This window comes from Micromonospora sp. WMMD1102, from assembly GCF_029626265.1.
In the GTDB taxonomy this organism is placed as follows: domain Bacteria; phylum Actinomycetota; class Actinomycetes; order Mycobacteriales; family Micromonosporaceae; genus Plantactinospora.
Genome location: NZ_JARUBN010000001.1, coordinates 4,129,662 through 4,148,870 on the forward strand (window position 1 = coordinate 4,129,662; position 19,209 = coordinate 4,148,870).

At 71.5% G+C, this 19,209-nt stretch carries 15 protein-coding genes; 7 read left to right on the top strand and 8 right to left on the bottom strand.

The window, feature by feature from the left end:
• Positions 1 to 26 precede the first annotated feature (26 nt).
• The gene (locus tag O7626_RS18340) at positions 27 to 356 is read right to left on the bottom strand and encodes a hypothetical protein (RefSeq protein WP_278062382.1); all 330 of its coding nucleotides are present in this window, start codon (positions 354 to 356) and stop codon (positions 27 to 29) included.
• Positions 357 to 555: 199 nt separating this feature from the next.
• On the opposite strand from O7626_RS18340, the gene O7626_RS18345 reads away from it, so the two are divergent.
• Complete coding sequence (locus tag O7626_RS18345; protein WP_278062383.1) at positions 556 to 993, top strand: DUF6223 family protein; 438 nt, start codon at positions 556 to 558, stop codon at positions 991 to 993.
• A gap of 93 nt (positions 994 to 1,086) precedes the next feature.
• On the opposite strand, the gene O7626_RS18350 is transcribed toward O7626_RS18345, so the two are convergent.
• From O7626_RS18350 to O7626_RS18365, 4 genes are all read right to left on the bottom strand, one after another.
• Positions 1,087 to 1,749, bottom strand: a complete 663-nt coding sequence (locus O7626_RS18350; protein WP_278062384.1) for a response regulator transcription factor — start codon at positions 1,747 to 1,749, stop codon at positions 1,087 to 1,089.
• A complete protein-coding gene (locus O7626_RS18355; RefSeq protein WP_278062385.1) occupies positions 1,746 to 2,969 on the bottom strand; it encodes a sensor histidine kinase in 1,224 nt (407 codons plus the stop codon). The genes O7626_RS18350 and O7626_RS18355 overlap by 4 nt, the downstream gene beginning before the upstream one ends.
• Positions 2,970 to 3,075: 106 nt before the next feature.
• A complete protein-coding gene (locus tag O7626_RS18360) occupies positions 3,076 to 5,568 on the bottom strand; it encodes a M14 family metallopeptidase (RefSeq protein WP_278062386.1) in 2,493 nt (830 codons plus the stop codon).
• A 183-nt stretch (positions 5,569 to 5,751) separates the two neighbouring features.
• Complete coding sequence (locus O7626_RS18365) at positions 5,752 to 6,060, bottom strand: hypothetical protein (RefSeq protein ID WP_278062387.1); 309 nt, start codon at positions 6,058 to 6,060, stop codon at positions 5,752 to 5,754.
• 785 nt (positions 6,061 to 6,845) lie between these two features.
• Between O7626_RS18365 and O7626_RS18370 the strand changes: the two genes are divergently transcribed.
• From O7626_RS18370 to O7626_RS18380, 3 genes are all read left to right on the top strand, one after another.
• Positions 6,846 to 7,559 carry a hypothetical protein gene (locus tag O7626_RS18370; protein ID WP_278062388.1) on the top strand — a complete coding sequence of 238 codons (714 nt, stop codon included), beginning with the start codon at positions 6,846 to 6,848 and terminating at the stop codon, positions 7,557 to 7,559.
• A gap of 319 nt (positions 7,560 to 7,878) precedes the next feature.
• A complete protein-coding gene (locus tag O7626_RS18375) occupies positions 7,879 to 8,115 on the top strand; it encodes a preprotein translocase YidC (RefSeq protein ID WP_278062389.1) in 237 nt (78 codons plus the stop codon).
• 433 nt (positions 8,116 to 8,548) lie between these two features.
• On the top strand, positions 8,549 to 10,159 hold the full coding sequence (locus tag O7626_RS18380) for a cellulose binding domain-containing protein (RefSeq protein ID WP_278062390.1): 1,611 nt from the start codon (positions 8,549 to 8,551) through the stop codon (positions 10,157 to 10,159).
• 114 nt (positions 10,160 to 10,273) lie between these two features.
• On the opposite strand, the gene O7626_RS18385 is transcribed toward O7626_RS18380, so the two are convergent.
• The 3 genes from O7626_RS18385 to O7626_RS18395 form a co-directional block, all read right to left on the bottom strand.
• On the bottom strand, positions 10,274 to 11,476 hold the full coding sequence (locus O7626_RS18385; protein ID WP_278062391.1) for a fumarylacetoacetate hydrolase family protein: 1,203 nt from the start codon (positions 11,474 to 11,476) through the stop codon (positions 10,274 to 10,276).
• 216 nt (positions 11,477 to 11,692) lie between these two features.
• The gene (locus O7626_RS18390) at positions 11,693 to 12,148 is read right to left on the bottom strand and encodes an NUDIX hydrolase (RefSeq protein ID WP_278062392.1); all 456 of its coding nucleotides are present in this window, start codon (positions 12,146 to 12,148) and stop codon (positions 11,693 to 11,695) included.
• Positions 12,149 to 12,376: 228 nt separating this feature from the next.
• A complete protein-coding gene (locus O7626_RS18395) occupies positions 12,377 to 13,801 on the bottom strand; it encodes a pyridoxal-dependent decarboxylase (RefSeq protein ID WP_278062393.1) in 1,425 nt (474 codons plus the stop codon).
• Positions 13,802 to 15,707: 1,906 nt separating this feature from the next.
• On the opposite strand from O7626_RS18395, the gene O7626_RS18400 reads away from it, so the two are divergent.
• From O7626_RS18400 to O7626_RS18410, 3 genes are all read left to right on the top strand, one after another.
• Positions 15,708 to 16,571, top strand: coding sequence for an AraC family transcriptional regulator (locus tag O7626_RS18400; RefSeq protein WP_278062394.1), 864 nt, complete (start codon positions 15,708 to 15,710; stop codon positions 16,569 to 16,571).
• A 59-nt stretch (positions 16,572 to 16,630) separates the two neighbouring features.
• Positions 16,631 to 17,287 carry a M23 family metallopeptidase gene (locus tag O7626_RS18405; protein WP_278062395.1) on the top strand — a complete coding sequence of 219 codons (657 nt, stop codon included), beginning with the start codon at positions 16,631 to 16,633 and terminating at the stop codon, positions 17,285 to 17,287.
• Positions 17,288 to 17,434: 147 nt separating this feature from the next.
• A complete protein-coding gene (locus O7626_RS18410; protein ID WP_278062396.1) occupies positions 17,435 to 19,123 on the top strand; it encodes a hypothetical protein in 1,689 nt (562 codons plus the stop codon).
• Positions 19,124 to 19,209: the final 86 nt, after the last annotated feature.

Below are 19,209 nucleotides of genomic sequence, written 5' to 3' on the forward strand. Positions count from 1 at the left end.
ACCGGGACGCCCGGCCCCGGGCGGGGTCAGTTCGCCCGGGACAGCCCGTCGCGCGACACCGAGAGGGTCACCACACCCGGGTCGGCCTCAGACACGTCGGCCACCTGATGACCACCGGCGTAGACATCGGTGGTCATCAGTCCGGCGCCGTCGACCCGCAGGTATCCGTTGGCCATCAGGCTCTCTGCCTCGCCGTGCGGCGCGTCCGGGCGTACGTCGGTGCCGGGCTGCTGCACGGCGGAGACGGTGCCGACGGCTTCCCCGGCGGCGTCGACGACCGACATACCCGTGTTGACCTGGGCGATCGGCAGAGGCTCGGTCGGCATGCCGGGCGCGGCCGGCTGGTGCGGATGCATTGCCACCTCCTTCCCGCGATCGTCCGCGACGAAACCGACCGGACAACGGAGTCGAGCCGGGACAACCACGGGGGTACGCCGGCCCGGGTCCGGACAACCCGGGTGGTAGACCGGGTCACCACTCCGGCATGACGATCCGTGACCGTCCCGGTTCCTAAGCTGCGGCCGACGGTTCGTCGTACCAGAGAAGGAGTTCTCGATGTCCGTGCGTCATCTGCTTGCCGCCACCACGACCGCGCTGCTCGGCGGGCTCGGCCTCGGCGGATTCGGGCTAGCCGCACCGGCGGCCGCGTACGCCTCGTCCCAGCCCTTCGCGGCCAGCGTCTACACGATGAGCGCGGGGCGGGTCAGCTCCGCCGTGGCCGGGTTGCTGGGGCTGGTCGGCGTGGTCGTCGGGGTGCTGGCCTGGGCCCGTCGGAGCGGGCGTACCGGCACCGGCTCCGGGCGGCGCGGCGGCATCGTCGCGCTGTTGCTGGGGCTGGTCGGCATGGTCGTCGGCGGGGTGGTCGTGCTCACCGCCGAGGGAGGCGTCGGCACCGGCAACGGCCTGGGCGGGGGATTCGTGGCCATGGCACTCGGATTGGTCAGCACACTGCTGGGTGGGCTGTCCCTGGCCCGCACCCGCCGTACCGGCTGACCTGACGGACCTGGCCACCGGGTGCGCACGGCCGCTCCCCTGGACGGTCGCCGGACGTCCGCCGGACGGCGCGGCACCGGCGGACGTCGTCGCTCAGGAGGCGGTGAGCCAGCCGGGGACGGTCAGGCCGGACTCGTAGGCGAGGATCACCAGCTGGGCCCGGTCCCGCACCTGGGTCTTGGTCATGATCCGGCTGACGTGTGTCTTCGCGGTGGCCGGACTCAGCACCAGCCGGGCCGCGATCTCGTCGTTGGAGAGGCCGGCGGCGACCAGCACCATCACCTCACGCTCCCGCTCGGTGAGCGCACGCAGCCGAGGAGCCGGGTCCGGATGCCTGACCCGGGCGCTGAACTCGGAGATCAACCGGCGGGTGACGGAGGGCGCGATCAGTGCGTCGCCGCGCGCCACCACCCGTACCGCGTGGATCAGCTCCGCCGGCTCGGTGTCCTTGACCAGGAAGCCGCTCGCACCGGCCCGCAGCGCGCCGTACACGTAGTCGTCCAGGTCGAAGGTGGTCAGGATGATCACCCGGCCGGTGCAGCCCGCGACGATCTCCCGGGTGGCCGCCAAGCCGTCCAGCTCCGGCATCCGGATGTCCATGAGTACGACGTCCGGCCGCAACTGCCGGGCGAGCCGCGCCGCCTCGGCACCGTCGGCGGCCTCGCCGACCACCTCGATGCCCTCCTCACCCTCCAGGATGGACCGGAAGCCGGCGCGGACCAGCGTCTGGTCGTCGGCGAGCAGCACCCGGGTCACGCCCCACCCCCCGCTTCTGCTCCCGCCGCAGGCACTGTCGCCGGGGGCGGTCCGGTCGGCGGCGGAGCGGGCCGGAGTGGCAGTCGGGCACGTACCCGGAAACCGCCGGCCGGTGCGGCCCCGGTGCTCAGCGAACCGCCCAGCGCCCGGGCCCGCTCGTCCATGCCGAGGATGCCGTCGCCGGCCGGACCCGGCGCACCCGTACCGTCGTCCTCGACCTCCACCAGCACGCCGTCGTGGTCCGGCCGGACCCGGATCACCGCCGTTCGCGCACCGGCGTGCCGGGTCACGTTCGTCAGCGCCTCCTGGACGACCCGGTACGCCGCCAGGTCGACCTCCGGCGGCAGCGGCCGGGTCTCGGTCAGCTCGGTACGGATCTCCAGGCCGGACCGCCCGGCCGCCGTGACGAGTTCGTAGAGGCGGTTCAACCCGGGTCCGGGCACGATCGGCGTCTCGTCCGGCCGGCGCAGGATGCCGAGCGCCGCACGCAGCTCGTGCAGCGTCTCCCTGCTGGTCTGCTTGATCGCGGTGAGCGCCTGGGCGGCCCGCTCCGGGTCCGGCCGGTGCAGTGCCGCACTGGCCTGCACGTTGATCAGCGACAGGTGGTGGCCGAGTACGTCGTGCAGTTCGCGGGCGATGCGCAGCCGCTCCTCGGTGGCCCGGTGCCGGGCCTCCTCCTCCGTGCGCCGCTCGGCGGCGAGCACCCGGGCCTTCGCCTCGGCGAGATAGGCCCGGCGGTTGCGGGTGACCCCGACGATGACCGCGACGAGCCAACCGGCGTGCAGCAGGGTCGCCCCGTTCATGCTGTCGGCGGTCCGGTGATAGCTGTCCGCGACGTCGAAGGCGACCACCGAGGCTACGCCCAGCCCGATCGCGACCGCGAGATGTCCCTCGTCGACGACGGTGTAGAGCGCCACGACGAAGACCAGCATGATCGGGCCGGGCCGGTGCAGCAGTACCCCGTAGCAGGCGACGGCGGTCAGCGCCAGCACGCCCACCGGCACCGGATGGCGTCGGCGCAGGTGGAGCGCGGCCGCGGAGGCCAGCACCGCCAGCAGTGCCAGCCACTCGGCGGCGGTGTCGACACCACGGGCCTGCACCAGCAGGCCGACGAGGGCCACCAGCCCGACCGCCGGCACCGCGGCGATCTCCGCCACCCGGCCGGGCCAGCGCGCTCCGGCGACGTCCGCCGGGCCGCCTCGCCCACGCCACCTCACCATGCGGCGAAGCGTAGCCGCCCCGACACAGGCGGGAGAAGGTCGCCCGGCCGCCCACACCGCGGCCGCGGCCGCACGTGGCCCGGACCGAAGCCGGCGACCGCTAGCGCTACCGCTCGACGATCCTGATCGTCGCCGTGCGGTACCTGTCGCGCCGGTCCTTCCTCGTCGGGTCGTAGTCGTTCTCGATGTTGCCGGCCGCGTCCACCGAGAACCAGCGGAACGTCGTCGTCTCGGTCACGTGGAACACCTGGCCCGGCTCCCGGAACTCGGTCGCCTCGTAGCGCTGCGACTCGAGCATCGGCCGGCTGCCGTCCGTCGTGTAGTAGACGGTGGCCGGCTCGTTCGTCTCGAAGCGGACGTCGACGGGGCCGCGGTAGCGCCCGGCGCCGGGCACCAGCCGGGAGACCGGGTCCCTCCGGTCCTTGCCCCACTCCGCGGCGATCCGGAACATCTCCATGATCCCGTTGGCGTACTCCATCGTCTCGGCGTGGCCGCTGACCAGCTGCGGATCACCGTCCCAGGGCGGCTGGAACGATCCGCCCTGCCAGTTGCCGGTGGCCGGGTTGTACACCGAGCCGCCGACCTCCCAGCCGAAGGCGTAGATCCCGTAGGTGTGGTAGAGGTCCTCGCGTACGTTGCCCGCCGAGGAGTAGAGCACGTCCGAGGAACCGCCGACGTTCTCCGGCGTGACGACGGTCTCCCGGTGCGCCTTGACCTGGGACAGGATCCGGGCCGCCGACTGCCAGTAGAACGCCTCGTCACCCAGCGGCGGGCGCGGCGTGGTGATCCGGCCGTCCGCGATGTAGGCGCCGGGCTGCCAGAACAACTGGCCGCCGTTGGAGTGCACCGACATCATGAACTTGATGTTCGAGTACCTCTCGACCAGCCAGATGATGTTCTTCGCCTCGGGCTCGGAGAGCTTCTCCGGACCCTGGTAGGTGTCGCTGACACAACTGGTCGACGCGCCCGCGTAGCCGTCGTGCCCCGACCCGACCCGGTAGTTGCGGTTCAGGTCGACACCCCAGGAGTTGCGCCGGGCCGGATCGGCGTTCTCGTCCGGGCAGTGGTTGGTCAGGTTCCGGCGCTGCGAGGCGAAGTTGTAGAAGCTGTAGTTCGCCCCGTCCGGGTTGTTGGAGAGGATGAGGAAGATGTCGGTGTCGTCGACGATCTTCTTCGTCTCCCGGTCGGTCCGGTAGTTGTGCACCAGCCGCTCGGCGGTCTCCAGCGTCGTCGTCGCGGGCACCCACTCGCGGGCGTGGTCCTGCGCCTGGATCAGCACGCCGGGATTCCGGCCGTCGCGGTGTTTGCCGATCCGCAGCACCGGAATCGTGGCCGGGCCGCGCGGCACCGCACCCTCGGGGGCGCCGGCCCGCAACTGGTCGAGGAAGTCGGTCAGCGCGACCGGGCCGGGCGTCGGGGCGACGATGCCGGTGCCGGTGTTGGACCGGTAGGGATGCGCCCGGTCGACCAGGCCCGCGGAGCGGGTCTCCAGCGCCGTGGCCACCTCGGTGACGGTACTCGCCGGAGCGCCCGAGGCGTCCTTGCCGAGGAGTACCCGGACCGCGGTGCCGGCCACCTCGACGTCGAGCGGGAGGTCCGCGCCCGGCCGGTCCACGAACTCGACTGTGACGTCGTTGCCGCCCTCGTGCCCCCAGGCGGCCGAGCTGACCACGACCGCCTCCGGCCCGGTGCCGCCGATCGTGGCCTGTGCCTTTCGCTGGTAGCCGTTCGTCCGGTTCGGCAGGTGGACGATCTCGGCGATCTCCGGGTGCTGCCGGGCGATCTCCCTGGCCCGCGCGTAGAGCTGCTGCGGGTGCCGGTAGCCGTCGACGAAGTCCCACTGGTAGCGGGGGTTCGCCGTCAGCGGTGGCGGAGCGTCCTCCAGCCAGTCGGAGACTGCACCGGTGACGGCACCGCCGGTGGAACTCGTCACCCGGATCTGCTTCGGGCGCGCGTCGAGCTTGAACAGGTTCCGGTGGAACATGTACTGCCCGGAGTCGACGAACCGGCTCATCGTCCGGGCGAAGCCGAACGGCGTGCCCCGGCCGGAGTCGTTCTCCAGCTGCATCTCCACGACCGGGTCTGCCTGCTGCCCCTCGGTGGTCCGTGCCTCGACGTAGAGGAAGCCCTGGCCCTTGGTGGTGAACCAGTCCGCGCGGACGATCCGTACCGTCCGGTCGTGGCCGGCCGGCCCGACGGTACGCGCGCCGGGCGTCCGGAGCCCGCCGTCGGCCTCGTCGCTCCAGGTGAACCGCTCGTCCTCGCCGAGCACCCGGGCTCCCATCGCGGTCAGTTCGGCGAGCTGCCCGGCGGTCACCACCGCCTCGGCCTCGACGCCGGCCGGCACACGCCGGGCACCGTGCTCGAGGTCGAAGCCGGCGGCGGCCACCCTGTCCAGCATGTCGGCGCCGGTCAGCTGGACCCGCACCAGGCGTACCGCCTCCTGGTGCTCCAGCTGGGACCGTCCGGCGCCGGCCGTGGCGGTGGCGGTGGCGGTGGCGGTGGCGGGATTTGCGCCCGCCGGTGCCGTGGCCATGACGAGCGTTCCCACCAGGGCGGGCAGTGCGAGAAGCGTGCTGCGCAGCCGGCTGCGTCGCATGCTCACTCCTTCCGTCTGCGGCCGGCGAGCCGCGACCGGCTCGCCCGCTCCCGCTGGCCGGGACCCGCCGTCGGCAGGAGGCGCGGTGCGGTGCGGCCGGTGATCGGACCGGATGCGATGAGCGTATGCACATCTGTCACTCCGACGAACCACCCGAACCGGATCTTGAGCATTACTTGAGCATCACTCGGGCTGCTGCACGCCCTCCGCTGGCTCCCCGGCGCGCCGGGGATCGCCGATCTGGACCGGGGCAGCCGGGGCGGCCGGGGCAACCCCGGAGTCCAGCGCCTTCGCCCGTACCCCCGGATGGGTCGAGGCGAGCAGTGCGCCGACCACGGCCGGCCGGTCGGCGGGGGCGAGCCGGTCGAGCAGGTCGTCGATGGGGTCCCAGTGCCACAGGTACGGGCCGAGCACGACGCCGTCCTCGTCCGCGTCCCGGTCGAGCCAGCCGTCCCCGTCGGCCCAGCCCGCCCGTACCGCCGCGACCGCCACCTCGCCGGGCCACGGCGCCGGGGCGCGGGCCGCCGCCCGGCCAGCACCGGCTCGTCCGGGTCGACGATGTCGGCCATGTCGCCGAGCAGGTGCGCGACAGCGCCCGGATCCGTGCTGGCCGGACTGTCGAGGATGGCGCCGAGGAACGGTACCGCCGGTTCGGTCGCCGGGCAGACGTTGCCCTGGTGCAGGATGCGGGCGCGCAGCTCGTAGAGCGCATGGAACGCGTCCTCCTCGTCCGGACCGGCGACCCTGCGGATCAGGTCGGGTACGTCACCGGCAGGGCCGTACGCGTGCCGCAGCTCCGCCCACGGCACCCTGTCGAGTTCGTCCAGCACGACGGGGACGGTACACAGCCGCCGTTCTCCCGCACGACCGGCACCGGGCACTCCGGTCCGGCCCGCCCGAGCCGCCGGAAGATCCGGACGGGACAACCTGGCAGATCGTCCGGACGGGACGACCTTGGCGCCTCCGCACGGGGCGACCGCGAAGATCGTCTGGACGCGGCTGTCGGTAGGCTTGGCCGGACTGCCGTGGTGCGTCTGGAATCCAGCGCCAAGGAGGCCCCGCCGTTCCCACAAGGGACAGCGGGGCTGACGCAGGAACCGCCTCCTCGCCCCCGCCGCCCGGCCACACCCCGGTCGGACCGCCACACCCCGGCCAGACCGGTCACAGCTCGCCGGCAGGACCGCCGGGCCGGCCCGGTCCCGCGTCGGTGTCCCGCCCCGGCGGCCGGACCTTGTAACATTGCCGCGTTCTTCAGTCGGCAGCTGAATCGAGACGACATGCGGTGGTTCCGGCGTCTGCTGGGTAGGAGGCAGGTCCAGCACGATCCGGCCCGGCAGGAGGCGCTCCTGTCGGACCTTCGGCACCGGTTCGGCCCCGGCACACAGCTGCGGTACGCCGACCAGGCCGAGGCGGTCAGCCGGCTGCTGGACAATGACGACGGCCTGTTCGTGGCGGCCAGGGTGCTCGGGGAGTTCGCCGACGCGGCCCACGCGGACCTGCTCGGCCAGGCCGCCGAGGTCTACCGGCATACCGGTCGCCGGCTGGTGGTCGACCGGCGCAACTACCGGCCGCTGTGGCGGGAGGCCGGGCACCAGCTGCGGTGGCCGCTGCTGGCGCTGCCGTGCGACTTCCATCCGTACGTCCAGGTGGCCGGGGCGGTTGCCGTGGTGGGTGCCCGGGCGCCCAGGCTGGCGCGGGTGACCGATCCGAGCCCGCTGCTGCGGCACGTCTTCGAGGTACTCGACCTCACCGCCGCCGGCTGGGAGTACGGCCGCGTCCGGGCGGACGTGGACGCGGCGTCCCTGGCGAACCGGCTGATCTCGACCGCCCGGCAGGTCCGTGCGGCGATGGACGATCCGCCCCGGCTGCCGCCACCGGCCCGCGAGCTGATGCGCCGCAACACCAACATCGACGTCTACGACCCGTCCGGTCACCGGGTGGTCAGCGCGATCAACCTGGGCGCGGAGATGCGACCGGCCCTGCTGGCCTGAGCCGCTCCCGCGGCACGCGCAGCCGTCGACCGCCCCAGCGGTCCTGCCAGGGCCGAGGCAGCCCGGGGCGTGGCGTGGCGTGCCGGGGCGGGCCGGCCGGGCCAGGTTGGAGCGGGGCGGGCGGCCGCCAAGCGGTAAGTCCGGTTGGTGGGTCGCTGTCCAGTTCCCGCGCTCCGATCGGCCTGCCGGAGGCAGCACGACCGAGCGTCACCTTCCGGGTGACTCGGGCCCGACGGTGGGTAAGCAGGCCGGACGGACGGCCCCTGGTGGGGCGACGGCGGCCGACTGCCGCGTCCGGAAGCGGATCGGGAGGGTGGCCATGGGTTACCGGGCGCGTCAGGGCGAGCAGCCGGTGGATCCGGACCGCGCCGAGGACGAGGACGGCCAGGCCAGGTTGACCCAGGTGGAGGCCGAGACCGACGTCCCGGCCCCGTCGGGTACGGACCAGCGCCCGGACATCGTCACCGAGGACGACGGTTCCGGGATGGCCGGCGGCGCGTCCGGCGGCAGCGGCGGCGGCGCGGCGACGACCGGGCACCCCGACTCCGTGCACTGAGCCGACCCCGCCAACAGTCCCGTCAGCGGCTCACCCCAGCGCGACGGTGGGCTCGCGCGTTCCAGAGTCTCCCCCAGCCGGCGCCGGCCGGTTGTCGGTAGTGCTGCCGGCACCTCGACCGAGCGGCCACGGCCACCTGCCGGCGATCAGCACGCTGCACGCAGCGACAGCGACAGCGACAGCGACAGCGACAGCGACAGCGACAGCGACAGCGACAGCGACAGCGACAAGATCGGCACACGTCCGGCCAGCATTGACATCTTCCACCAGGTTGATTGAAACTTATCAATAGACACCGGTGATCGTCGATTGCCCCTCCTCCAATCCGTCACCCACCCGGAAGGAGAGCCCAGTGGCCATCGACTCGGGCTGCTCTAAAATCCGTTCGACGGTCGTCACGCTCGCAGTAGCGGCGCTCACGATCGTCGGAACGGTGAGCGTAGTAACGAAAACCACCACCGCCGAGGCTGCCGCAGACCTCGTCGTGGCCGCCTCGGCCGTCGAGGACGAGGGCGCCGACTGCCCGGTACCCAGCTCGGGTTCGACGTCCAACTCCCGGCTCCCCGACCCGTTCCGGAAGATGGACGGCACCCGGATCACCAGCAAGGCCGACTGGCGTTGCCGGCGGGCGGAGACCAGGGAACTGGCCGAGCGGCACGTCTACGGCCAGAAGCCGGCGAAGCCGGCCAGCGTCACGGGAACGGTGTCGAGCACCAGCATCACGGTGAACGTGTCGGACCAGGGCCGGAGCGCCAGCTTCTCGGCCAGTGTCCAACTGCCGAGCGGCAGCGGCCCGTTCCCGGCCGTCGTCGTGGTGGGCGGTTTCGGCGCCGACACCGCCACCATCCGGTCCGCCGGGGTCGCCGTCATCAGCTACGATCCCCTCGCGGTCGGCCGGGAGGGCACCCCCCGCAACAACAAGCAGGGTGCCTTCTACAGCATCTACGGCGCGTCCAGCAGCACCGGCATCCTGATGGCCTGGGCCTGGGGCGTGAGCCGGATCATCGACGTCATCGAGTCATCCGGCGGCAACATCCTCCGGGCCGACGCGATGGGCGTCACCGGCTGCTCCCGGTACGGCAAGGGCGCCTTCACGATCGGCGTCTTCGACCAGCGCATCGCGCTGACCATGCCGATCGAATCCGGCAGCGCCGGTGTCGGTGCCTTCCGCTCGATCGCCACGGAGAGCGGGGCACAGCCGCTGAGCAGCGCCTACGGTGAGCAGCCGTGGCTCGGCGACGCGTTCAGCTCCTTCACCGGCAACCCGGCGGGCCTGCCGGTCGACACCCACCAGATGGTGGGCATGGTGGCGCCGCGCGGCCTGTTCATCATGGACAACCCGCACGTCGACTGGCTGGGTGCCCGGTCCGGCAGCGTGGCGGCGCTCGGCGGAGCCGAGGTCTACAAGGCACTCGGCGCGGGCGACAACATCACGTACTGGTCGGACGTGCAGGACGGCACGCACTGCGCGGTCCGGAACGAGTGGCGTACCCCGTTGCAGCAGAACCTGCAGAAGTTCCTGCTGAAGACCGGCAACGCCGCCGGCACGATGCGGATCTCCAGCCGGAAGGCCGGCAACCTGGCCGAGTGGCGGGACTGGCAGACCCCGACCCTGGCCGACGGGCCGACCAACCCGCCCACGACGCCGCCGACCGGCGGTCCGACCACACCTCCGCCCACCACCCCGCCCGGGACACCGCCGGCCACCACGCCACCGGCCACCACCCCTCCGGCGACCACGCCGCCGGCCACCGGTGCCTGTTCGGCCACGGTGTCGCTCAACCAGTGGACGGGCGGATTCGTCGCCACGGTACGGGTCACCGCCGGCTCCGCGCCGGTCAACGGCTGGACGGTCGCGATGACCCTGCCCTCGGGTGCCAGCATCACGAACGTGTGGAACGCCAACCGCAGCGGCAGTACGGGTGCCGTCCAGTTCACGAACGTGAGTTTCAACGGCTCGATCGGGGCCGGCCAGTCGACGGAGTTCGGCTTCCAGGGCTCCGGCTCCGGAACGGGCATGAGTCCCACCTGCTCTGCCAGGTAGTCCCGCTCCCGGACGTACTCCCGGGGCCCGGTGTCGAGGCGGCCGGCCTCCGCACCGGGCCCCGGGCGTTCCGGAGTCGTTCCGGCGGGCTGCCACCGCCGCGAGGGCGGACGTTCAGAGCAGTCCCCGGCGGGCCAGGTTGCCCATCAGGTCGCGGACCCCGAAGTCCCACGGCTCGCAGTCCTCGCTGTGCCGGACCCGGTTGACCAGGGTGCCGAGCTGGGGCGAGCTGATCCGTACGACGTCGTCGACCTTGTGCGTGAACCCCTCCCCCAGACGATCCCGATCCTGGATCGGCGCGAACATCGTGCCCAACATCAGCACCACACCGTCCGGATACTGATGGTGCGGACCAACCAGCTGTTCCACCAACGCCTCCGGATCACGCGACATCGACGACATCTCCGAAACACCGTCCAGCCGGAACCCGTCCGCGCCCTCGATCTCCAACACCACGGTCGCAGCACGCACCCGAGCCAGGTCGAACCGATCGTCGAACAACCGAATCAGTGGACCGACCGCACCCGAGGCGTTGTTGTCCTTCGCCATCGGCAACAACAGCGCCGACCGGCCCTCCACGTCCCGCAGATTCACGTCGTTGGCCAGCGTCGCCCCGACGACCCGCCCGGCAGACGAGACCAGCAGCGCCACCTCAGGCTCCGGATTGTTCCAGGTCGACCTGGCCAGCACCCCCACCGGCACCGCCGTACCCACCGCCGAAAGAACCTGCCCCTTGGTGAAAATCTCGGCATCCGGCCCGATCCCCACCTCCAGGTACTGACTCCACATCCCCTCCGCGACCAGCAGCTCCTTCAACCGCACCGCCTCCGCCGAACCCGGCACCAACTCCGCCAGATCCGCGCCGACCTCGGCAAGCAGCCGCTGCCGGATCTCCGCGGCACGCCCCAGGTCACCCCGAGCCCGCTCCTCGATCACCCGCTCCACCAACGACACCGCGAAGGTCACCCCGGCAGCCTTCAACGCCTGGAGGTCGACCGGTGCGAGCAGCCACGGCCGGTCGGCTTCCCGGTCGGCCCGGCCGGTGTTGGCCAGCAGTTCCGCGAGATCGCCGACCCGCCGGCCGGTGAGCCCGGCGACCGCGTCGGCGGGTTCGGGCAGCTCGCAGATGTCGCGGACGGTGGCGAACTCGGCGCTGACGTCGAAGACGTCCCCGTCGCGGACGACCACCGGCGACGGCCCACCGACGGAGGGATCCCAGATCCGGCCGACCAGGACACTCTGCTCGGCGTCGTCCGGCAGCACCTCGGCGGCGGTGCCGAACCATTCCGGGGTCGCGTCAGGCGATGGCAGGGTCACGGGGCGGCTCCCAGGGGTGGCAAGCGACAGAGGTCGCGGCGGTGGCTGTCGTCGACGGCGGCCCGGAACACGGCATGGACGGGGGCCTGCCACGATACCGGCGGATCACCGTAGAGATCGAGTTCCACGACCACGCCGTGCGGCCGCCGGCCGAGCCGGAGCGTCGGACTCAGGCTGATGTGGACGGTGGATCGCGGGCAGGGCGGTCGGTCGGGCTCAGGTGGTCTGCGGCAGCTCGACATACCGGGTCAGGCCCTCGGCGCGGGCCCGCAGCACCTCGGCCAGCAGGGCCCGGCGCGGCTCGGCGAGCAGGGACCGGGCCCGGGCCGGTGACACGAAGGCGTACCCGGCGAGTTCTCCGGGGGCCGGTACGATCGCCGCCCGCCGCTGCGGCGGAAGTGTGCCGCCGTCGAAGACGAAGAAGACTCGCCCGTCCGGACTTTCCGCCGTCCAGGCGACCACCAGCAGGGCACCGACGGCGACGTCGAGCCCGAGTTCCTCGCGTACCTCCCGGCGGCAGGCCGCCCGGGGTGACTCGCCGACGTCGACGGCACCACCCGGCACGTTCCAGAACGCCTTGTAGGTCGGATCCACCAGCAGTATCCGGCCGTCGTCGTCCACGAACAGCGCTCCGGACGAGACCCGGGGCCGGGCGGGCGGGTTGTCCGGCATGCTCAGGCTTCCGTCCAGACGTGACGATCCGGCCGACCGCGCCGGGTGACGACCCCTGTAAAGGATGTAGCCGGCTCCCACGGGGGAAGGAGTCGGCTACATCAAATAGGACCATAGGACATTCCGGCCCGGAGAGCAAAGGCGGCACGGCCGGCCCACGGCGCGGCGGTGGCCCGCGCGGCACGGCCAGGCCGACGCAACACCACGGGGGGAGCCGGAGCGGCCGGGTCAGCGGCGGACGGGCACGTCGGCGGCGGCGCGGAACGCCGCGAGCGCCCGCGCGATGTCGCTGTCGCCGGTCTGCCAGTTGCTGACCGACAGCCGGATCGCCCGCCGCCCCTCGATCCTGGTGCCGCTGAGCCACGCCTCGCCGCTCTCGTTGACCCGGTGCAGCACGCGGTCCGTCGTCCGGTCGTCGTCGAACCGGAAGAGCACCTGGTTGAGTACGACCTCGTTCAGCACCGTGCAGCCCGGCAGCGTGGCCACCTCGGCGGCGAAGTGGCGGGCGTGCGCACAGCACCGCTCGACCAGCTCCGCCACGCCACGCCGGCCGAGCGACCGCAGCGCGGCATAGACGGCGAACCCGCGGGCCCGCCGGGAGAAGGCCGGCGTCCAGTCCACCGCGTCCCGGGGCTGCCCCGGCCCGCCCTGCACCAGGTAGTCGGCGGTGGCGGACATCGCGGCCCGGTGGGCGTCGGGGTGGGCGCAGAAGGCCAGGCCGCTGTCGTACGGCACGTTCAGCCACTTGTGCGCGTCGAACGCCCAGGAGTCGGCCCGCTCGATTCCCCGGACCAGGTGCCGCAGTTCGGGGCTGGCCGCGGCCCACATCCCGAAGGCGCCGTCGACGTGCAGCCAGGCGCCCCGTCCGGCCGTGAGGTCGGCGATCCGGTCGAAGTCGTCCACCGCCCCGGTGTTCACCTCGCCGGCCTGGGCACAGACGATCGTCGGCCCAGTGGCTGTGCCGAGCGCCGCCGCCAGCTCGGTGACGTCCAGCCGGCCGGCGCGGTCGGCCGGGACGATCCGCAGGGCCGCCCGGCCGATGCCCAGGAACCGCAGGACCCGGTCGACACTGACGTGGCGTCGGGCCCCGGCGACGACCCGGATCGGCGGGGCGCCGGCCAGGCCGTGTTCCTCGACGTCCCAGCCCACGGCGCTCAGCACGTGGTGCCGGGCCGCAGCCAGGCCGGTGAGGTGGGCCGCCTGGCAGCCGGTCACGAAGGCGAACGAGGCGTACGCCGGCAGTCCGAGCAGATCCGCCAGCCAGGCCCCGGTCACCTCCTCCACCACCGAGGCCGCCGGACCGCAGGCGTAGAAGCCGGGGCACTGGTCCCAGACCGAGGTGAGCCAGTCGGCGGCGACGGCGGCCGGAAGTCCCCCGCCGATGACGAAGCCGAAGTAGCGCCCGGACGGGATGCCCAGCAGTCCCGGCCCGGCATCCCTGGCCAGCTCCTCCAGCACCAGCAGAGGGTCGGCGGGGTTGTCCGGAAGTGGGGCGGCGAACCGGGAGCGCAGCTCGTCCACGGTGGCCGGTCCGGCCACCGGCCGCCGGTCCAGCGACCGGAGCCAGTCGGCCGCGATCCGCGCCGTACGGTCGAGCAGTTCGTCGGGGCTCCGGCCCGGCGGCCGGGTTCTGGTATTCGGTTCTGTCGTCACCTGCTGGTCCTCCGATCCACTGCGGACGTGCACCCGAAGGACGCTAGGGCGGAGCCGGTGTGCGGGTCTTGGACGGGATTGCTGCACCGGCGCGGGCAATCCACGCCGTCTGCGACAGGCCCCGCGTTGGCTACGGATCGACCACAAGGCGTTCCCCGTCGAGGTTCTTGGCTGAGGCCACGAAATTCGACATACGGTTCTGGCGAGCTGCGGACAGGGAGGGCGGCAGTCGGGTGGTCGCGTCGATTCGAGCCTCCGCGAGCTGCGAAATGTCACCCCGCGGGCAGTATTCCTGCCCCCCGCATCGCACAGTCTCGCATGGCGCAGATCCGCATTCTTCAGTGACGCACCCGAGAGGTCCGCACCAGCAAGGTCGACACCAACCAGGGCCGATCCGGTCAGGTCGGCTTCACCCAGGTCGACGCCACGCATCTTGCAGCCGAAGAAGCGCGATCCACGCAGGCTGGCGCTGCGGAGGACTGCCTGGTTGAATCGAGAAAAGCTGAAGTTGGCAGAATGTGCGCGCATGTAGGCCAGGTTCGCTGCGTCGAAATGTGAATCCCGTGCCTCTGCATCCGCGAGCGACGCATAGCTGAGGTTGGCGCCGTGGAGGCGGCAGCGGTTCAATCTGGCCCCGCTCAGGTCCGCCTTTGACAGATCCGTCAACTGGAGATCCGAGAATGAGAGGTACGCGTTCCTCAAGACGGATTCCGCCAGGTTTGCACCTAGGCAGGTAGCGAAGGAGAGGTCGCCGCCCACCAGGATCGACCGATATAGGTCCACTCCGCTGAGAGCCGCTCCGAACAGCACTCCGTTGGCGGCGTCCACATGTCGCAGATTCGCGCGTTCAAGTCTACTTCCGGCAAGCGTGCAACTGGTCAGCGTTGTCCGGCTAAGATCCGAATCCTGAAGTCTACTGCCGTTCAAAATCGCCTCCCGGAGGCTACTTCCGGACAGGTCGGCGTTTCGGAAGTCCGCCTGGGGGACCACGAGATTGTCGAGGCACAAGCTCCGTAGGTCTAGGCCACCGAACTCTCTCGACCGCCGCACCGGGCGATAAGCCAGCGCACCCATGCCCGCACCTACGTCCGCTTCCAGTTCCAGCGGAAGGTCGACGCTGTCTGATGGGTCCCGTTCGCGGGCGCGCAGCGTCTCGGCCTGACGGCACCGGTTCCGGATGAATGCGATCAGCACCTCCACGGTGTCACTGTGGTGGATAGCCGAGTCGCGCAGGACGTGCACCAGTGCGTGGACGCCGCCGATTCGGATATGGATTTCGTCGGAATCGAGCCGCTCAAGTGCCTTGGTGAACCGGTCCGTGACCTGTCCCCTTCGGGCAAGTCGATAGTTCCGCGCCGTATAGAGCAGGCCGACAGAGACGACCACGGCCCCGCCGATCGACACCACCAGTAGGCGAGCGTTGTGCTGCGCGTTCAATACGGCATCCGGTGTCGCCTGCTCAACCTGTTGCGGATCGAGCAACCGAGGGGCGCGCAAGATTGCGTACGCGTAGGCACCACTGGCCGCCAGGAGGAATGCCGCACCCAGCAGAACCGAAAAGCTCTGCCACAGACGACGCCTTCTTCGCGGGCCTCCGCGTGCGATGCGGAAATCGTAGAAGAACAGACGTATGGCGCCCTTGAGTCGCCACCACCGAGCTGATACTCCTGCCATCATCTGTTCTTAGCGCACTGACGCTGGTCACGCCATCCTCGGTCCGTGTCTCCCACCTGACATCCGCCACACGTCACGCTCGTTCCCCGTACAGCCCTGCGAATGACGCCACGTGGCTCGGATCAGCGGAACGACGCCCGTCACCTCCTCGTGATGTTGATCCTGTAATCGGAACGCCGGAAGGCCGAGGTTCGCGTCGACTGGGATCACGTGCGGTACTAGGCTCGATGTCGTGGTGAGCGCTTCCGGCGGCTCCGGTGCCGGGACCGGAGCCGGTCCGGCCCGGATGTGGCGGGTGGCGGATCTGGGCGGCCTGGAACTGTTCCGGGCCACCATCAGCGAGTTCGAGTTCCGACCGCACGCGCACGAGGAGTTCTTCCTCGCCCTGACCGAGGACGGGCTGGCCAGACCGACCTACCGGGGCGAGCGCCACGTCATCGGTCCGGGTGACGTGATCGCGCTCAATCCGGAGGAGGCGCACGCCGGAGGTCCACCGGCGGAGTCGTCCTGGAGCTACCGGGCTCTCTACCCCGGTCCCGAGCTGTTCGGGAAGGTCGTGGCGGAGTTCCCCGGCGACCGGCGCGGGATGCCGGCGTTCGGCGCGGACGTCGTACGGGACCGGGCGGTGGTGGACCGGCTGCGCCGATTCCACCTGCTCTCCGAGTCGGTGCAGGCGAACCGGCTGGAGCGGGAGGAGTGCCTGGTCGAGGCCCTGGTGCTGCTGGTGGCCCGGCACTCGGCACCGGTGCGGGCACCCAGGTCGCCCGGCCGGGAGCCCGGGGCGGTACGCCGCAGCAGGGAGTACCTGCGCGAGCACCTGGACCGGAACGTGACCCTGGAGGCGCTGGCCGCGTTCGCCGGGCTCAGCCCGTTCCACCTGTCCCGGGTGTTCCGTTCGGCGGTGGGGATGCCGCCGCACGCATACCAGACCTCGGTCCGGGTGCGCCGGGCCAAGTCGCTGATCCGGGCGGGACTGCCGATCACCGTGGCCGCCGCCGAGGCGGGCTTCTACGACCAGGCGCATCTGAACCGGCACTTCAAGCGCATCCTCGGGCTCTCCCCCGGCCGGTACGCCAGGGATGCCACAGACGGCTGACCGGTGCGCCGAACCACCCGGACGCCGACCGGTTGCCGCCGTCTGCCATCCTCGGGGCGGTGACGACCGGCCAGCCCACCAGACGCCGCGACCGCCGGCCCCGCAGCCGCAGCACCCGGATCCTGCTGGTCCTCGCCGCGGTCGCCTCGGTGGTGGCCCTGCTCGCGGCGGCCGTGGTCGCGGTGGTGCTGCTGCGACCGCCCGGTCCGCGCCCGCTCTTCCAACTGCCGGTCGCCTGTGGCGAACAGTGGGAGCTCGGCACCTATCCCGGGCACGACGACTTCGACGTCGACCTCTTCCCCGTCCGGGGCGAGGCGTGGGGGCGGCCGGTGCTGGCGTCGTACGGCGGCCGGGTCACGGTGGCCGGGATCAACGGTTCGCTCGGCGGGCGTACCCCGGAGAGCCCGGACGGTCCGCGCGGCCGGGGCGGCGGCTACTGGGTGAAGATCGACCACGGCGGCAAGTGGGAGACGCAGTACCTGCACCTGCTCGAACCGCCGCTGGTCCGGGTCGGTCAGCGGGTGGAGCAGGGCGAGCAGATCGGGCTGGTCGGCAGCACCGGCAACTCCGGCGCCCCGCACCTGCACTACGAGCAGCATCAGGGCTGGCAGAAGGTGGAGGCGTACTTCGACGGTGAGCCGTCCGGCATCACCCACGACGACCGCGAGTACACGGTCACCCGGACCAGCAACAACTGCGGCACCGAACCGCGTTAGCCGGACCGGCCCGCACCTACGGCCAGGCCACCGATCGACGACTTTCAATCTCGACGGTACCCGCATATGCTCGCGATGCCCCGCCGTCCGGAGTACGACGCCGGGCCGGCGGCCGGCGCCTCGGATGCGGGCCGGAGGAGGTACCCGATGTCACGGCGATCCGGAACAGGGCGCTGGGCACCCTGCGCCGCCGTACTCGCGCTGGCGCTGCTGCCGCCGGTGCAGCCCACCGCCGCAGCGGCCGGGTCCGGAGAGCCCGCCGGCCGGCTCCAGGCGGCCGACTTCGCCGTCTTCGGCTTCAGCCAGTCCGAGGTGGACGAGGAGGACCCGCAGGTCTACGAACTCGTCCCGGACGTCACCATCCGGGCGATCGGGAAGTGGTCCACCAGCGGTGACGAGGCGGCCGACTACGACTTCACGCAGATCCGGCGCTACCACGCCAGGGGCATCGCCTTCATGGGCAGCGGGGCGGCCAGCGTCATCTTCCCGCACGACTTCGCCAGCCCGGAGATCTTCGACGACATGTCGACCCGGGACGCCGAGAACAACCCGGTGCCGCACGACGAATTCGGCTTCCCGACACCGGCCCGGCGGGGCAACATCTTCAACCCGAGATACCGGGACTACCTGCTCGGCTGGGCGAAGATCCAGATCGACGGCGGGGTGGACGGGATCAACCTCGACGAGGTGAACGCCGGGTTCAGCGGCGGGCAGAAGTACGGCTTCAACGGCAACGAGGGCTTCGACGACCACGCCCTCGCCGACTTCAACCGGTACCTGCTGGCGAAGTACCCGGCGCACACGGCCGCCGACTGGAGGTCCCGGTTCGGGATGACCGACGACAACCTGCCCCGTGCCGACGTACCCGCCGACGACCTGGGTCGCAACTTCAACTACCGCGACTACCTGCGGAGCAACGGCTGGCACCTCGACCCGTTGAACAGCGGCAACCCGATGGCCGCCGAGTGGGGGCGGGTGACCGCGAACCGGATGTACGCCGACGACCACTCCTTCACCGCCAGCTACCTGCGCCGGTACTGGAAGGAGATGGTGGACGAGCTGCGCGGGTACGCCCGGCGGACGGGCCGGCGGCACCTGCTGGTCAGCTCCAACGGGCTGCTGCCGTACGTGGACTTCAACAGTGTCGGGATGTACCCGTGGAACCCGGACGAGCAGACTCCCGACTTCCGGGGCGCCGACTACGTCCCGGTGGTCGACGGCCACCTCGACGGGGCCAGGTCGTTGCAGGCCAACTACCGCTACCTGAAGGAGAAGAACCGCGAGATCGCCGGTGACGTGCCGGTGGCGGTCTTCATCGACTGGCCGTCCGACATGATGACCGACTACCAGAACCTGCCGGTGGCCGAGAAGCGGGACTACTGGCAGATCTTCGGCGCCGAGGCGTACGCGAACGGGCTCTTCCCGTCCTTCCACCTCAAGGACACCGTGGGCGGCCCGACGGCGGAGCAGGCCGGGATGCTGGACTTCTTCAGGGCGTACGCCGGGTTCTACCGGGCACACCGGGCGCTGTTCCGGGACAACGACCACGGGCCGCAGGGCGTGCGGGTCGGGGTGGCCGGCGTCGCGGTGAGCCTGCTCGTGCAGCGCGGCACCGGCAACCGGACGCTGCACCTGGTCAACCACAACTACGACCGGGGGATCGTGCCGCAGACCGGTGTCGGCGTACGGGTCGACCTGCCGTCCTGCCCCCGGCGGATCACGCTGGTCTCGCCGGACTTCGCGGGGTCGCGGGCGCCGGCCTGGTCCTGCCGGCACGGCCGGCTGTCGGTCACCGTCGACCGCCTCGACCACTACGGCGTGCTCGCGCTCGGCTGACGACCTGCCGGAGAGCGGGCGGGATTCCATCCGCCACGTAATATGTTGCCTGCCATAACAGTTGGGCAACAGAAGATATCCCGCCT

What these genes read in the sequence shown, in the direction of transcription:
- O7626_RS18390 (WP_278062392.1), bottom strand. Translation starts at nt 12,148, where the DNA reads ATGCCGGACAACCCGCCCGCCCGGCCCCGGGTCTCGTCCGGAGCGCTG.
- O7626_RS18340 (WP_278062382.1), bottom strand. Translation starts at nt 356, where the DNA reads ATGCATCCGCACCAGCCGGCCGCGCCCGGCATGCCGACCGAGCCTCTG.
- O7626_RS18360 (WP_278062386.1), bottom strand. Translation starts at nt 5,568, where the DNA reads ATGCGACGCAGCCGGCTGCGCAGCACGCTTCTCGCACTGCCCGCCCTG.
- O7626_RS18375 (WP_278062389.1), top strand. Translation starts at nt 7,879, where the DNA reads ATGGGTTACCGGGCGCGTCAGGGCGAGCAGCCGGTGGATCCGGACCGC.
- O7626_RS18370 (WP_278062388.1), top strand. Translation starts at nt 6,846, where the DNA reads ATGCGGTGGTTCCGGCGTCTGCTGGGTAGGAGGCAGGTCCAGCACGAT.
- O7626_RS18410 (WP_278062396.1), top strand. Translation starts at nt 17,435, where the DNA reads ATGTCACGGCGATCCGGAACAGGGCGCTGGGCACCCTGCGCCGCCGTA.
- O7626_RS18355 (WP_278062385.1), bottom strand. Translation starts at nt 2,969, where the DNA reads ATGGTGAGGTGGCGTGGGCGAGGCGGCCCGGCGGACGTCGCCGGAGCG.
- O7626_RS18345 (WP_278062383.1), top strand. Translation starts at nt 556, where the DNA reads ATGTCCGTGCGTCATCTGCTTGCCGCCACCACGACCGCGCTGCTCGGC.